This is a genomic window from Pseudomonas sp. MWU16-30322 (genome assembly GCF_020515535.1).
Taxonomy (GTDB): domain Bacteria; phylum Pseudomonadota; class Gammaproteobacteria; order Pseudomonadales; family Pseudomonadaceae; genus Aquipseudomonas; species Aquipseudomonas fluorescens_H.
On the sequence record NZ_JAIWYL010000004.1, the window covers coordinates 223611 to 236823 of the forward strand.

Genomic DNA, 13213 nt, shown 5'->3' on the forward strand with positions numbered 1-13213 from the left:
CCTCTCAACGGTTTTGTTCAGGGTTCCACTGGGCGTAACGGTGGCCGCGCAGGAATTGCCACAGGCCGATGCTCATGCCTGCCAGCGTCACCAGCAGGAATGCCGCAAGGCGGAACGGTTTGGGTAACCGGTGTTGTGAATCCAGCAGTCCGGCAATCGCCACGGCGTAGCCGAACAGTTGTGCGATCAGGGCCAGTCGATAGAAACCGTGGTCGTCCCACAGCCAGAAGTTGCTCAGCAGCAATGGCAGCAGGAGGATCGGTGCCAGACGCCGGATCAGCTTGTGGCTGATCAGCGCAATCGAATACAGGCCATGTTTGAGTGGGTTGAGCAGCTCACTGCGCTGGGCGAGGCTTTGCAGGCCACCGACGGTGACGCGTTGACGCCGGCGGAATTGTTTGTCCGCTTCGTCGACACCGTGGTCGATCACTTGCGCCTCGGGCACGTACACAATGCGCTTGAATGCCACCGGTGCACAGGTGCTGAGAAAGAAGTCGTCATTGACCTCCGCCGGCACGTTCTGGAACAGCTCGCGGCGCAGGGCGAGCAGGGCGCCGTCGGCCGAGACCATGCAGCCGGTGCGGTTCTCCACCCGGCGCAGCCAGCCTTCGTAGTGGCGGTACAGACTGTCGCCGACGCTCAGGCCACCGCCAGTCACCGGAATCACCATGTGCCCGGCGCAGGCGCCGACATTCGCGTCACTGAGTGGCGCGAGCAGGTAGCCGAGGGTTTCCCGCGACCACTGGTTGTCGGCATCGGTGAACACCAGAATATCGCCAGTGGCAAGGGCCACGCCGGCATTCAGCGTCGCCGCTTTACCCAGGCGCGGCAGATCGAGCACGGTGATGCGCGAATCGATCACTTTGTGCGCGCAGGCCACGGTGTCGTCGGTCGAACCGTCGCTGGCGAGAATGATCTGCAGCGTGGCCGGCTGATAGTCCTGCGCCAGCAGCGTACGCAACTTGTGCTCGATGTGCCGCGCCTCATTGTGCGCGGCGATCACGATGCTGATGTTCAGCGGCGGCGCCGGGCTGTGGCGCCAGGCCGGGAACAGCGGCGCCAGCACCGTCAGCAGCAGCGGGTAGCCGAGGTAGGCGTACACCGGCAGCAGCAGGCACAGCCAGAAAATGAATTCAGCCACGGGCAGGCCTCCTGGCGTTCCAATGACACACACTGAGAATGAGCGCCGCCCCGGCCAGGTGCAGACGCACCCAGTGCAGGCCCCACAGTTGCAGGGTCAGGCCAATGTCGTGATGGCGTGAACTCTGGCGAATGCTCAGCACCAGCGCCGGAATCAGGGTCAGCATCACCATGACCGCTGCGTGATGCGGAAAGCCGTTGAGCAGCGCGGAAATCGCCAGCAAGTCCAGCAGCCATGCCATCAGCGACAGCAGCGGAAAGCGCAGCAGACGCAGGCTGAAACCGTGGGTGCGCAACAGTTGCAGATGACTGCCCTGACGCCACATTTCCTTGCCCATCCACTCACGCCAGTTCATCTCGTAGCCCCAGTGCAGGGCCACGTTGTTGTTCACCGACAACAGGCGCGCGCCTTGTTCGCTCAGGCGCAGGGTGAATTCCTTGTCTTCGCCGGTGCGCAGGTGTTCGTCGAAGCCGCCGACCTTCTCGAACCAGCGCCGACGCATCAGCAAGTTGGAGCTGGGCAGCCAGTCCACTGTGTGCGACGCCTGCCCGGAAGTGCGCAGCGTGCGCCGTTGCCAGGCCGTCGCGTACCACGGCGCAGCGGCGGGAGTATGCAGATCCAGACCAAACACATCGGCCTGACCACTTTCCTCCAGTTCGAACAGTGGCCTGAGCCAGTCTTCGGGCATTTCGACGTCGGCATCGATGAACGCCAGCCACTCGCCGCTTGCCAGCAGGACACCGCGATTGCGCAGCGCACCGATCAGCAGGCCCGGCAGCACCAGCACCTGCGCACCGAACTGCCGGGCAATGTGCGGGCCGTCATCGCTCGAGCCGTTGTCGACCACGATCAACTCGCAGTCGACATTGGCCACATGTGCGGCTTTTTGCGCCGCCAGCAGTGTGCGGCCGATGTGCCGGGCCTCGTTGTACATCGGGATGATGATGCTGATGCGGCTCATGTTCTGGCCTCGGTCAGTGGCGCTTGCTCGGCCTTGAGGCGCAGCACGCTGGTCAGCGCGAGCATGATCCACACGTACTTCTGGTTCGGTGCGCTGAGGAACATCAGGAACAGGGTCAACGACAGGAAAATCACACCGAGGTGGGTCATCAGGTCTGCCTGCTGCCAGTCGCGCCGCAGCATCCACGCAGCGCGGGCGCGGATCAGGTTGTACAGGCCCAGGCCGAGCATGCCGACGAACAACAGGCCGGCGGGAATCCCCAGTTCACTGAAGATTTCCAGGTAGGTGTTGTGGGCGCGGCGGTACAGGTCGCCGATCTTGCGGTTGGCGGAAAACGCCTTGGCATAGCCGGTGGTTGCGTAGTGCAGCGGGAAGGTGCCGGGGCCGGAGCCGAGCAGCGGATTCTCGCGGATCATCTGCCCGCCGACCACGATGTACGAGGCACGTCGGCCGAGGGATTCGTCGTCGTGGCCCTTGGCGCCGGCGCTCAACACGCTCAGGGACTGAATGCGCGCGATGTAACCGGCGGGCATCGCGTAGATCGCCAGCGGAATCACGATCGCTGCGCCGAGCATGGCGAAACCCAGGTGCCGTGGGCGAATCCGGGTCAGTTGCGCGCGGTAGTGCCAGCAGCCGATCAACAGACTCAAGGCCACCACCACCAGCCCGGAGCGCGACTCGGTCTTGGTCATGCCACCGAGCAGCAGCACGCAGCAAGCGCCCCAGAACAAGCGGTGCAACAGGTTTTGGCCGCGAATCACCAGCAGCAGGGCCAGCGGAATGGCGAAGGCGATCAGCAGGGCGAAGGCGTTGGGGTCTTCGAGCAGCCCGGCGGCGCGGCCCTGATCCTGGAATTTGGTCGAAAACATCGCCATGGCGCAGGTGGCGCTGACGCTCAGGGTCACCAATCGGGCGAACAGATCGAGGTTCAGTTCGCGGCCGATCAGCAGGGTGATGACAAACAGGATCAGGCCGACGCTCAGCTCACGTAGGTGCCCCAGCGACATACCCATGTCATCGGTATTGAGCAGGCTGAGGAAATACAGGACCAGAAACCACAGCAGAAACCGCCAGATATTGCTGCGCAGGCGCTCGGAGGGAATCTGATGCATGGCCAGTTGCAGCATCAGGATCACCGCCAGCGAGGCACCGATCAGTTTGCTCCCGGACAGCGAACTGTCCTTGAAGAAGCCTTCGAACGGCACCAGCGCGGCGATGCCCAGCAGGCCCCAGGTCGGCTTGCGGTACAACACCGAGAAACCCACCAGAGCAATGACGGCGCCCGGTGCCAGAAACGGATAAGGGCTGGCGAGCAGACCGATGCACACCAGACCGAGCAGCGTGACGATCGAGAGCGGGAAAATCATGCGCGTGCCTCCCGTGCCGTGCGGATGTACAGCTGCGACCAGCGTTCGGCCAAAGCCTTGAGGTCGTAGCGATCCTGTTGCGTACGCTTTGCGTTGTCGCACAAATGCCGGGCCAGCTTCGGCTCGCTCAGCAGGTTGTCGAGCTGGCGGGCGAGGGCAGAGCTGTCGGCGGGTGCCGCCAGCAGGCCGTTATTGCGGTGTTCGAGCACGTCGGGAATGCCACCAACCGCGAAAGCCACCACCGGCACGCCGGCCTGCATCGCTTCCAGCAGAATCATCGGTGTGCCTTCGGTGCGCGAGCTGATCACCAGCGCATCCAGTTGCTGCCACCACGGTTGCATGGCGGTCTGGTAACCGGGCAGGCGAATCCGTTGGGTCAATCCGGCGGCGTCGATGCGTGTTTGCAGCGCTTCACGTTCCGGGCCGTCGCCGAGCATCACCGCGTCCAGTTGCGGGTGCTGGTGACACAGCGGAATCAGTGCATCGAGAAACAGATCCGGGCCTTTCTCGCTGCTCAAACGCCCGACGTAACCGGCGAGCCAGCGCTGGCGGTCAACGGTGCTGACCAGCGCGGCGGCGGCCGGTAAACCGTTGGGGATCACTTGCAGTTTTTCCGCCTGCACGCTGGCCTGACGATGCAGCACGGCGATGCTCTCGGCCACGCACACCACCCGGTCCACCGAAGCGGTGCGGCACAACTGCAGACTCAGCCAGGTGTAGAACTTCTGCTTGCGGCTGCGCGGGGTGAAGCCGTGTTGGGTGATGACCAGTGGCAGACGCAACAGCGTCGCCCCGACCCAACCGAACAACAGCCCTTTGAAGTTGTGGGTGTTGATCAGCGGTTGCTCGCTGCGCCGGGCACGTAGATGGCGCATCAACTCGCCCAGCCCGGAGCAGCCACGACAGTCCACCCCGGCCTCGCGAAAGCGCGCGATCAAGGCGGGTGGTGCATCGAGACACAGCACCTGGTGCTGCCCCGGTGTCGCCAGGCAGTGATCGAGCAACATGCGCTCGGCCCCATAGAAGCCGCCGCTGCTGAGCAAATGAATGATCGGCAGAGCGGCGTTCGGGGTGGACGGCGTGTTCAATTGCGCACCCAGTGCACGAAGCTTGGCACGGTCCAGTTCTTGTGCGGATTGCGTGGCAGAACGTTTTCGTCGTTGATCACCAGCAACACCGGCAGACCCAGTTCGTGGGTAATTTGCGCCGGATGTTTGAAACGGTGATCGAAGAACTCACGCACATAGACCAGGGCAATCGCCAACAGCAGACCGGTGAACAGCCCGAACGGGATGATCAGCAGCGGTTTGGGGAACGCCGGCTCGGTCGGTTCGAACGGCGGGCTCAGCACCTTGGCGTTCGACAGGTCATCGTTGAGTGAACCGGCGGTGCTGCTTTCGGCAAAGCGTTGCGCGTAGGTCGAGAACGCCGTGTGCAGTGCGTCGATTTCAGTGTCCATCTGCCGCAGCTTGCTCTGGGTCTGCTGCAAGGTGTGGATGCGGTTCTTGAAGTCGGCGATGCGCGCGGTTTTCTGATCGATCACCTGTTGCACAACGGCCAGGTCGTTGGTGCGTTCCTGAATGCGGTTGCTCACCACTTTGAGGAACTGCTGACGGGTGCGGGCGATCTGCTCGCGGGTCAGCAGCATCGGCTCGCTGCCGGGCTGGAACACCGCGAGGTCATTCATGTAGCGGCTGACCTGAGTGGTCAGTTGCTCGCCCAACTGTTTGACTTCCCGATCCTCGAACGCCACGTTGTCGACGGTGGTGGTGAAGGTGTAGGGGAAGGTGTAGTCGTTGAGCTTGTTGGTGCTGGCGGCGGCCAATGCGGTTTTCAGGTATTCAAGCCAGCGCTGGCTCTGCAACAGGCGATCCTGGTACAGGTTCAGCGCTTGTTCTTCGGTGTTGATCGCGTTCAGGCGAAAGGTGATCTCTTCCTTCGGATCGGACGAGCCGACGCTTTCCAGCAGCGCCTGGCGATTGCCCTCCAGTCCATCGAGACGCACCTGATACAGGTGCTTCTTGGTTTCGTAGAAGGATTGCGGCAGGTCGATCGATTGCAGCGCCTGACGGCTTACCAGATAGTTCTGCAGCAGGGCGGCGACAAACGTCGTGCCTTGATGCGGATCCGGAAAGCTGTAGACGATCGAGATCACGTTGGAGCCGGGCAGGGTCTCGATCTTCAGGCTGTCGAGGGCCTGTTGAGTGAGGCCGTCGAGCACGGTGTCGCGCACCGGATCGGTCTCCAGCCCGAGCATGTTGCGCAGCGGGTTGATCACGTATTGGCGCAGGGGCGAGGTGACATAACGGCGGAACGGATCGCCGATCAGTTTGGCGAACATCCCGACCGGAGGGCTGTATTCGCCCTTGTCGCGCAGCTCACTGATGGTCTGCCGGATCAACGCGGGCGAGCGCAGGATATTGCTCTCGGTTTCCATGTCCGCCAGCGACGGCGGAATGAAGGTGGCGTTATCGACCGTCAGTGACGTGGTGGCGTCACCCTGGGAAAGTTTTTTCGACTGCACGATCACCTGGGCGGTGATATCGAAGCTCTGTTTGAGCACCAGCGGCAGCAGCAACGCGATGACTGCAAAGATCAGGAAGACCCGTTTCACCAATTGCTTGTTGGCGAAGAAGATCCTGAAGAACTCATGCAGGTAGTTTTCCTTTGGATTCATGATCGGTCACCTGAGAGTCAGTTACTGCTGCTGCTTTTGTTGTCGACGCGGTAGCCGAAGCTGAAGCCCACGCCCTGAAACAACACCACGTCGGCCAGTTGCCGGGCGAGATCGCCGGCACTCGCCAGTTTGGTTTTTGGTACGAACAGCATGTCGTCGGGTTGCAGGTAGGCGATTTGCGACGCGTCGCCCGACAGGGCTTTTTCCACGTCGTAGTGCACGGCCTGCACCTGGTTACCGTTGCGGCGCATGATCACCACCGAGTCCAGACGCGCCTTGACGTTGGTGCCACGGGCCAGGGTCAGCGCTTCAAGCACCGAGACCGGGCGACGGATCGGGTAGGAACCCGGTTGGCCGACTTCACCCAGCACATAGATCTCGTTGCCGGCGGTGGATTTGAGCATCACATCGACGCTCATCCGACCTGGCAGTTGTGCGTACTTCTGGTTGAGGAAGGTTTCCAGCTGGTTGATGGTCATGCCTTGCAGTGGCACCGCGCCGATTTCCGGAAAACTCGCGTAACCGTCGTTGCCCACGGTGATCTCACGGCTCATACCGGTGGCGGGATGGTTGAGGGCACTTTTGAGGTTCTGCTCATTGGTCAGCGGACTGATGACCTGCACCGTCAGCTGATTGCGGTTGGGCTGGAACAGTTGTTTGCGCTGGTAGGCACGCTGGATTTCCTCGCGCGCTTCGTCGCCGGTCAGCCCGGCGATTTTCACCGAGGTGTTGGCGCCAGGCAGGTTGATGGTGCCGTCAGGCAGCACCAACTGATTGCCGTTGAGCTGGCTGGCCGCGGTGAAGTTCAGGCCGATCTGGTCACCCGATTGCACGCGGTAGGCGTCCGAACCGCTGGTGCTGATGTGGAAGATCACGTCCAGCACATCTTGCGGGCGCAACGTCTGCTCGATCTTCGGCATATCGGTGGCCTGGGCGTTGGCCGGGGTGGCGGTGAGAATGTTCACCGGCATGTTCTGGGTTTCGGAAGTGCTGGAGCAGCCTGCAAGCGGCAGCATCAGCAGAACAAGTATCTTGGCGTTCATGGCGTCATCCTTCGCATTTGCTTACAGGTTTTTGTAAAGCCATTTGGGCATGTAGTACTTGCGCCGGTTGAAGACGCTGCCGACCACTTTTGCCCCGGCCTGCGTCAGGCGTTGCACGGCGGCCTGGGCGACTTCCCAGCGCGTGTCCTCGGCGCGTACCACGAACACCACGCCATCGACCTGAGTGGCGAGTACCAGCGTGTCGGCGGCGGAGTACACCGCGTCACCGTCGATCACCACAAAGCGGTACTGGCTGCCCAGTTGATCGAGCAACGGGCTCAGGCGCTCGGCAGTCAGGTGCTCCAGCGTGCGGATCGGCCGACCGTTGGGCAGGACATGGAACGGCAGGCTCGACACCTGCACCACGCAGTCCTGCAACAGCGGCGGGTTGTCCGGGTTGAACAGCAGATCGCGCAGGCCGCGCTCCTTGCTCAGGTTCAACTGTTGGGTGAGGTTGCTCGCCGACTGGCTGGCGTCGACCAGCAGCACCTGGCCGCTGCTCATCTGCGCCAGTTGGCTGGCCAGCGCCAGCGCACTGGTGGTGGTGCCGGCACCAGGGTTGGCGGCGGTCAGGAACAGGATCCGCAGATCCAGATCCAGCACGGTCGAAATCAGGTTCGATTCGCTGGGGTTGGCAATGCTCAGGCTTTTGTTGGTTGAACCGTCCATTAGCTTGCTCCGTGGCCGCTGAATACTTTGAAGGGGGTTTTCAACAGGATCTTCAGATCAAGCAAAAGGCTTTGCTCGGCGATGTAGCTGAGGTCCAACTCAACGCGCTGGTCGAAGTCGATGTTGCTGCGCCCGGAGATCTGCCACAGGCCGGTCATGCCGGGGTAGATGCTCAGGCGCGCGAGATGGCTGTCCTTGTAGCGGTAGGCGTTGAACGAGGTCGGACGCGGGCCGACCAGGCGCATGTCACCGCTCACCACATTGAACAGATTGGGCAGTTCGTCGAGGCTGGTGCGCCGCAGGAAACCGCCGATCCCGGTGATGCGCGGGTCCTTGTCGATCTTGAAATCGATGGCGTCGACCCCGTGCTTGTTGAGGTGGCGCAGCGATTCCTTCAGTTCTTCGGCGTTGCAGACCATGGTGCGGAACTTGTACATGCCGAACGTGCGGCCGCGATAGCCGGTGCGTTTTTGCACGAACATCACCGGTCCCGGGCTGGTGAATTTGATGGTCAGTGCCAGGCCCAGCAGCAGCGGCGAAAACACCACCAGGATCATCAGCGCACCGAAGCAGGCCAGCACCCGGTTGGTGCGTGACAGCGTCCATGGCCGGCCACCGTCGCGACCGGTCAACCAGCCACGACCCTGCATGTGGATGGCGGTATCCAGGCGCATTCGGTGTTCGGGATCCATGCGCTTGTCACGACGCATCTGATTGATCGGTACACCTTGTTCATGTCCAGTCATGAGAACCTCCGCTGAAGTTCAGCCGCGAGCGGCGCGTGGGCGACAGGCAGTGGGGTAGTAGTCGCGAAACCAGGCGATGAAACGCCCCAGGCCTTCATCCAGCTCGATCCGGGGCTGGAACCCGGTGGCCTGGGCCAGATCATCGGTTTCGGCACAGGTGTTGAGCACATCGCCCGGTTGCAGGGGCAAGAGCTCGACAATGGCTTTCTGGCCGAGGTGTTTTTCCATCAACGCCAGGTAGGTTTTCAGTTCCACCGGGTGGTGGCCGCCGATGTTGAACAGGCACCACGGGGCCATGCTGCTGCCGGCGTCGGGATGTTCGCGATCCCACTCCGGGTGGTTGTGCGGCGGATGGTCGGTGAGCCGGGCGATGCTTTCGACGATGTCGTCGATGTAGGTGAAATCGCGCTGGTGCTCGCCGTAGTTGAACAGTTTCAGCGGGGTGCCATCGGTGATCGCCCGGGCGAACTGAATCGGCGACATGTCTGGCCGACCCCATGGCCCGTACACGGTGAAAAAGCGCAGCCCGGTGCTCGGGATGCCGAACAGATGGCTGTAGCTGTGAGCCATCAGCTCGTTGGCTTTTTTGGTCGCGGCGTACAGCGACAGTGGGTGATTCACACCGTCATGCACCGAATAAGGCGTGTGCTGGTTGGCGCCGTAGACCGAGCTCGACGAGGCATAGATCAGGTGCTCCACCGGATGGTGCCGGCAGCCTTCGAGAATATTCAGGAAACCGCTGAGGTTGCTGTCGAGGTAGGCCTTTGGGTTTTCCAGCGAGTAGCGTACGCCGGCCTGCGCCGCGAGGTGGATCACCACTTGCGGTTGCTCGCGGACAAACAGCGCTTCAATCGCCGCGGCATCGGCCAGATCAATCCGCGCGATCGGGAAATGCCCGACCTGATTACGTATCCATTGCACCCGATCGTGTTTCAGCTGCGGGTCGTAGTAGCCGTTGAAGTTATCCAGGCCGACCACCGCATGCCCGTCGCGCATCAGCCGCAACACGCAATGGGCGCCAATGAAGCCGGCTGCGCCGGTGACCAGGATTTTCATGGGCGCAATCCTTCCGGCGTAATGTGGCGCAGGCCGATACCGCTGTAATGCAGGCCGGCCGCCGCTACGTGTTCCGGGTTGTAGAGATTGCGACCGTCGACGATCACCTTCGAACGCAGCTTGCTCGCCAGCAGCTCGAAATCCACCACGCGAAAATTTTTCCATTCGGTGCAGATCACCAGCGCATCGGCATCTTCCAGGGTGTCGTCGCGAGTGGCGCACAGATGCAGGTCGTTGCGATAGCCGTAGAGGCGCCGGCATTCGGACATGGCTTCCGGATCATAGGCCTGCACGCTGGCGCCTTCGGCCCACAACGCGTCCATCAAGTAGCGGCTGGGCGCTTCGCGCATGTCATCGGTATTGGGTTTGAACGCCAGGCCCCAGATCGCGATCGACTTGCCGGCCAGACCCTGCGGAAACTGCGCCTTGAGTTTGCTGAACAGAATGTGCCGCTGACTGTCATTAACGTCGGTGACGCTGCGCAGCAGTTTCAGCGGCATGCCGTTGTGTTCGGCGGTGTGCAGCAGGGCACGCAGATCCTTGGGGAAGCACGAACCGCCGAAGCCGCAACCGGGGTAGATGAAGTGGTAGCCGATGCGCGGGTCGGAGCCGATGCCTTTGCGCACCGCTTCGATGTCGGCGCCCAGCAGTTCGGTGAGGTTGGCCAGTTCGTTCATGAAGCTGATACGCGTGGCGAGCATTGCATTGGCCGCGTACTTGGTCAGCTCGGCGCTGCGGTTGTCCATGAACATCAGTTTTTCGTGGTTGCGGCAGAACGGCGCGTACAGCTCGCTCATCTGCTCGCGGGCTGCGTCATCGCGGGTGCCGACGATGATCCGGTCCGGACGCATGCAATCGGCGAGGGCGCTGCCTTCCTTGAGGAATTCGGGGTTGGACACCACCCGTACCTTCAGGCTGCTGCGGCCACGACGTTGCAGCTCTTCGTTGGCCTTGGCGGCAACCTGGTCCGCCGTGCCGACCGGCACCGTGGACTTGATGATCAGGGTGCGATCAGCCTCCATGTGCGAGGCGATCTGCCGGGCCACGTTCAGCACATGGCTGAGGTCGGCGGAACCGTCCTCATCGGCCGGCGTGCCCACGGCGATGAAAATCAGTTCGGCATGTTCTACCGCGTCGCTGGCCTGGGTACTGAACAGCAGACGCCCGGCCTTGATGTTTTCTTCCAGCGCAGCGGATAACCCCGGCTCACTAATAGGCGGCACGGCTTGTTGCAGTTGTTTAATCTTGTTGGGGTCAATATCAACGCATAAAACCCGATGCCCTACATCTGCAAGTGCGGCGGCTTGAATTAATCCGACGTAGCCGGTGCCAAATACGCTCACGTCCATCTGCGCACCCTCGATAGAGCGAAAAGAAGAAGTTCGGAAGAAGACTGTAAAAGGGGTATAGCGCAGGGTTTGGAAAGCGTGTCAGCAAAATGACATGTTGCACCTGTATAACACTTGAGCGCTTTTTGGCGATTGGCCATCAAGTCATTGCTGCGATTGGATTTGTTGTTTTTCTGCAGATTTGTTCAGATTTAAAATAAGCGATAAACGGTTGTAAGTCTTTAATTTAAAGGCTTCTAGCGTTTTGCGTGTGTCAGATTTGAGTCACCGGTTTTTTGACGCTTTCTAAAGAAAACAGTCAATTCTTGCGCTTTGATGGCTGGGTGCTAGTGTCAGGTTCTGACCGACAAACCTTTGACTCTCTGCCGTTTTGCACGAGCGGTATCGCCATGTTCAGATATGCCAAAGAATTACTTTTGATTGTTTATTTGCTGCTTTATTCCGAATATTACATTGAGCGGTTAAATGCTATCGGTGTCGGTTTTGCTGTACTTCTTTTTGGCGCGATGTTTTTGGCGCTTACTTTAGCGTTATATCTAACGGCTTATATTCGTCAGGCTCTCATTCGCCACTTGTTCGCAATAACACTGTTTGTCTCAGCGGTGTTTTTTGATGTCTATACCCGGGTCACCGCGGATTACCTGAGCTACAGCAGCTTTGTGTCGCTGGTGTACTCTGGCGGCTTCATCCAGGAAGCCGCCTACCAGTATCGCGACGCGATCATTCATGGCGCGCTCAGCGGGCTGCTGTTGCTGTTCGGTATCGGTCTCAAGCCGCGGCACTCGCTGGCGGTACCCAACGGATTACGCGTGGTGGCGCCGTTGTGTGGCGTATTGCTGTTGAGCGTCGTGTTGTTCCTGCGGGCGGGCGAGGGCGCGCGCGGTTTGCCGATCATGTACACGCCCCTGGCCTATCTGAACCTGTTCGCCTATGAAGCGCTGCACAACACAGTCGGCCCGCGTGAGCCGGTGAAGTTGGCGCGCAACACCGTGGCGATCAATCACGACATCGTGCTGATCATCGACGAAAGCATTTCCGGCAATTACCTGGACATCAACGCGCCGTTCGGGGTGCACAGCAACCTCAAGCAGGCGCACCCCGGCGTCGACATCTTCAACTACGGCTACGCCGCGTCCATTGCCAATTGCAGCGCCGATACCAACGTCACCCTGCGCTACGGCGGCACTCGCGCCGATTACACGCGGATCAACAGCACGCTGCCGTCGATCTGGCAGTACGCGAAAAAAGCCGGGTTGCGCACGGTGTACATCGACGCCCAGCGCACCGGCGGCAATTTGCAGAACCTGATGACCGACACCGAAAAAAAGGACATCGACGAATTCGTCCAGTTTGACCAGACCAGCGTGCGTGATCGCGACATGGCCGCCGCCGCGAAACTGATCGAACTGCTCAACGATGATCAGCCGGAGTTGGTGGTGATCAACAAGGTCGGCGCGCATTTCCCGGTGCACGACAAATACCCCGACGCCTTCATGGCGTATCGTCCGACCTTGCCGCGTGGGCAGTTCACCGAAGTGGCCGACACCGCTAAACGCGACGGTTTCAACGGCCAGCCGGATGACTGGGTGCTGTACCGCAACGCCTACAAGAACACCGTGCTGTGGAACGTCGGCGAGTTTTTCGCCCGGGTCTTTGCCCAGGCCAATTTGCACAATGCGCTGCTGATCTACACCTCCGATCACGGCCAGGACCTGCATGAGCGCGGCAATCCCGGGCTCAACACTCACTGCGGCGGCGATCCGGTCGAGGAAGAAGGGCTGGTGCCGCTGGTGGTGATTCAGGGCGATCAGGTGCACGGCCCGGACTGGGCGCAGGCATTGGCGCAGAACAAGAATCGCTCCAGCCACTACAACATCTTCCCGACGCTGTTGCAGTTGATGGGTTACGACCTGGCGGGTATCGAAGCGGTGTATGGCAAACCGCTGACGCTGCCGACGGCGGACGATTTCACCTTCAACTATCGCTTCAATGCGCGGTTGGGGGCCAAGCCTGAGTGGAAGCACATTGATCTGAAGACGATTGTCACGCCGGGGGAGGCTGCGACCAGTGTGGCAACCGGGGAGTGAGATTTGTGCCGGTTTCACTGGCCTCATCGCTGGCAAGCCAGCTCCCACAGTGTTTCAGGGTGAACCCGGTATTTGTGGACAACCTCAACCCCTGTAGGAGCTTGCCTGCAAGCGATG

11 protein-coding genes are annotated in these 13213 nt (G+C 60.9%); 1 reads left to right on the top strand and 10 read right to left on the bottom strand.

Features of this window, described 5'->3' with window-relative positions:
• Window positions 1-4: 4 nt before the first annotated feature.
• Genes LCH64_RS09625 through LCH64_RS09670 form a run of 10 tightly spaced genes read right to left on the bottom strand, consistent with a single transcriptional unit; the run spans window position 5 to window position 11009 of the window.
• Complete coding sequence (locus tag LCH64_RS09625) at window positions 5-1141, bottom strand: glycosyltransferase (RefSeq protein ID WP_226500077.1); 1137 nt, start codon at window positions 1139-1141, stop codon at window positions 5-7.
• Window positions 1134-2102 carry a glycosyltransferase gene (locus LCH64_RS09630; RefSeq protein ID WP_226500078.1) on the bottom strand — a complete coding sequence of 323 codons (969 nt, stop codon included), beginning with the start codon at window positions 2100-2102 and terminating at the stop codon, window positions 1134-1136. Before LCH64_RS09630 ends, LCH64_RS09625 begins: the two co-directional genes overlap by 8 nt.
• Window positions 2099-3469 carry an O-antigen ligase family protein gene (locus tag LCH64_RS09635; protein ID WP_226500079.1) on the bottom strand — a complete coding sequence of 457 codons (1371 nt, stop codon included), beginning with the start codon at window positions 3467-3469 and terminating at the stop codon, window positions 2099-2101. Before LCH64_RS09635 ends, LCH64_RS09630 begins: the two co-directional genes overlap by 4 nt.
• The gene (locus tag LCH64_RS09640; RefSeq protein WP_201137184.1) at window positions 3466-4557 is read right to left on the bottom strand and encodes a glycosyltransferase family 4 protein; all 1092 of its coding nucleotides are present in this window, start codon (window positions 4555-4557) and stop codon (window positions 3466-3468) included. Before LCH64_RS09640 ends, LCH64_RS09635 begins: the two co-directional genes overlap by 4 nt.
• Window positions 4554-6146 carry a Wzz/FepE/Etk N-terminal domain-containing protein gene (locus LCH64_RS09645; protein WP_226500080.1) on the bottom strand — a complete coding sequence of 531 codons (1593 nt, stop codon included), beginning with the start codon at window positions 6144-6146 and terminating at the stop codon, window positions 4554-4556. The genes LCH64_RS09640 and LCH64_RS09645 overlap by 4 nt, the downstream gene beginning before the upstream one ends.
• 17 nt (window positions 6147-6163) lie before the next feature.
• The gene (locus tag LCH64_RS09650; RefSeq protein WP_226500081.1) at window positions 6164-7189 is read right to left on the bottom strand and encodes a polysaccharide biosynthesis/export family protein; all 1026 of its coding nucleotides are present in this window, start codon (window positions 7187-7189) and stop codon (window positions 6164-6166) included.
• Window positions 7190-7210: 21 nt separating this feature from the next.
• Window positions 7211-7858 (bottom strand): CpsD/CapB family tyrosine-protein kinase, encoded by a 648-nt coding sequence (locus LCH64_RS09655; protein ID WP_003226287.1) that lies wholly within the window; start codon window positions 7856-7858, stop codon window positions 7211-7213.
• Window positions 7858-8604, bottom strand: a complete 747-nt coding sequence (locus LCH64_RS09660; protein ID WP_201137187.1) for a sugar transferase — start codon at window positions 8602-8604, stop codon at window positions 7858-7860. Before LCH64_RS09660 ends, LCH64_RS09655 begins: the two co-directional genes overlap by 1 nt.
• Window positions 8605-8622: 18 nt before the next feature.
• Entirely contained in the window at window positions 8623-9660 is a 1038-nt protein-coding gene (locus tag LCH64_RS09665) for an NAD-dependent epimerase (protein WP_003226284.1), read from the bottom strand.
• On the bottom strand, window positions 9657-11009 hold the full coding sequence (locus tag LCH64_RS09670; RefSeq protein WP_003226282.1) for a UDP-glucose/GDP-mannose dehydrogenase family protein: 1353 nt from the start codon (window positions 11007-11009) through the stop codon (window positions 9657-9659). Before LCH64_RS09670 ends, LCH64_RS09665 begins: the two co-directional genes overlap by 4 nt.
• A 389-nt stretch (window positions 11010-11398) precedes the next feature.
• Here LCH64_RS09670 and LCH64_RS09675 point away from each other — a divergent pair, with 389 nt between their 5' ends.
• The gene (locus tag LCH64_RS09675) at window positions 11399-13096 is read left to right on the top strand and encodes a sulfatase-like hydrolase/transferase (protein WP_226500082.1); all 1698 of its coding nucleotides are present in this window, start codon (window positions 11399-11401) and stop codon (window positions 13094-13096) included.
• Window positions 13097-13213: the final 117 nt, after the last annotated feature.

What these genes read in the sequence shown, in the direction of transcription:
- LCH64_RS09650 (WP_226500081.1), bottom strand. Translation starts at nt 7,189, where the DNA reads ATGAACGCCAAGATACTTGTTCTGCTGATGCTGCCGCTTGCAGGCTGC.
- LCH64_RS09660 (WP_201137187.1), bottom strand. Translation starts at nt 8,604, where the DNA reads ATGACTGGACATGAACAAGGTGTACCGATCAATCAGATGCGTCGTGAC.
- LCH64_RS09655 (WP_003226287.1), bottom strand. Translation starts at nt 7,858, where the DNA reads ATGGACGGTTCAACCAACAAAAGCCTGAGCATTGCCAACCCCAGCGAA.
- LCH64_RS09670 (WP_003226282.1), bottom strand. Translation starts at nt 11,009, where the DNA reads ATGGACGTGAGCGTATTTGGCACCGGCTACGTCGGATTAATTCAAGCC.
- LCH64_RS09645 (WP_226500080.1), bottom strand. Translation starts at nt 6,146, where the DNA reads ATGAATCCAAAGGAAAACTACCTGCATGAGTTCTTCAGGATCTTCTTC.
- LCH64_RS09635 (WP_226500079.1), bottom strand. Translation starts at nt 3,469, where the DNA reads ATGATTTTCCCGCTCTCGATCGTCACGCTGCTCGGTCTGGTGTGCATC.
- LCH64_RS09665 (WP_003226284.1), bottom strand. Translation starts at nt 9,660, where the DNA reads ATGAAAATCCTGGTCACCGGCGCAGCCGGCTTCATTGGCGCCCATTGC.
- LCH64_RS09630 (WP_226500078.1), bottom strand. Translation starts at nt 2,102, where the DNA reads ATGAGCCGCATCAGCATCATCATCCCGATGTACAACGAGGCCCGGCAC.
- LCH64_RS09675 (WP_226500082.1), top strand. Translation starts at nt 11,399, where the DNA reads ATGTTCAGATATGCCAAAGAATTACTTTTGATTGTTTATTTGCTGCTT.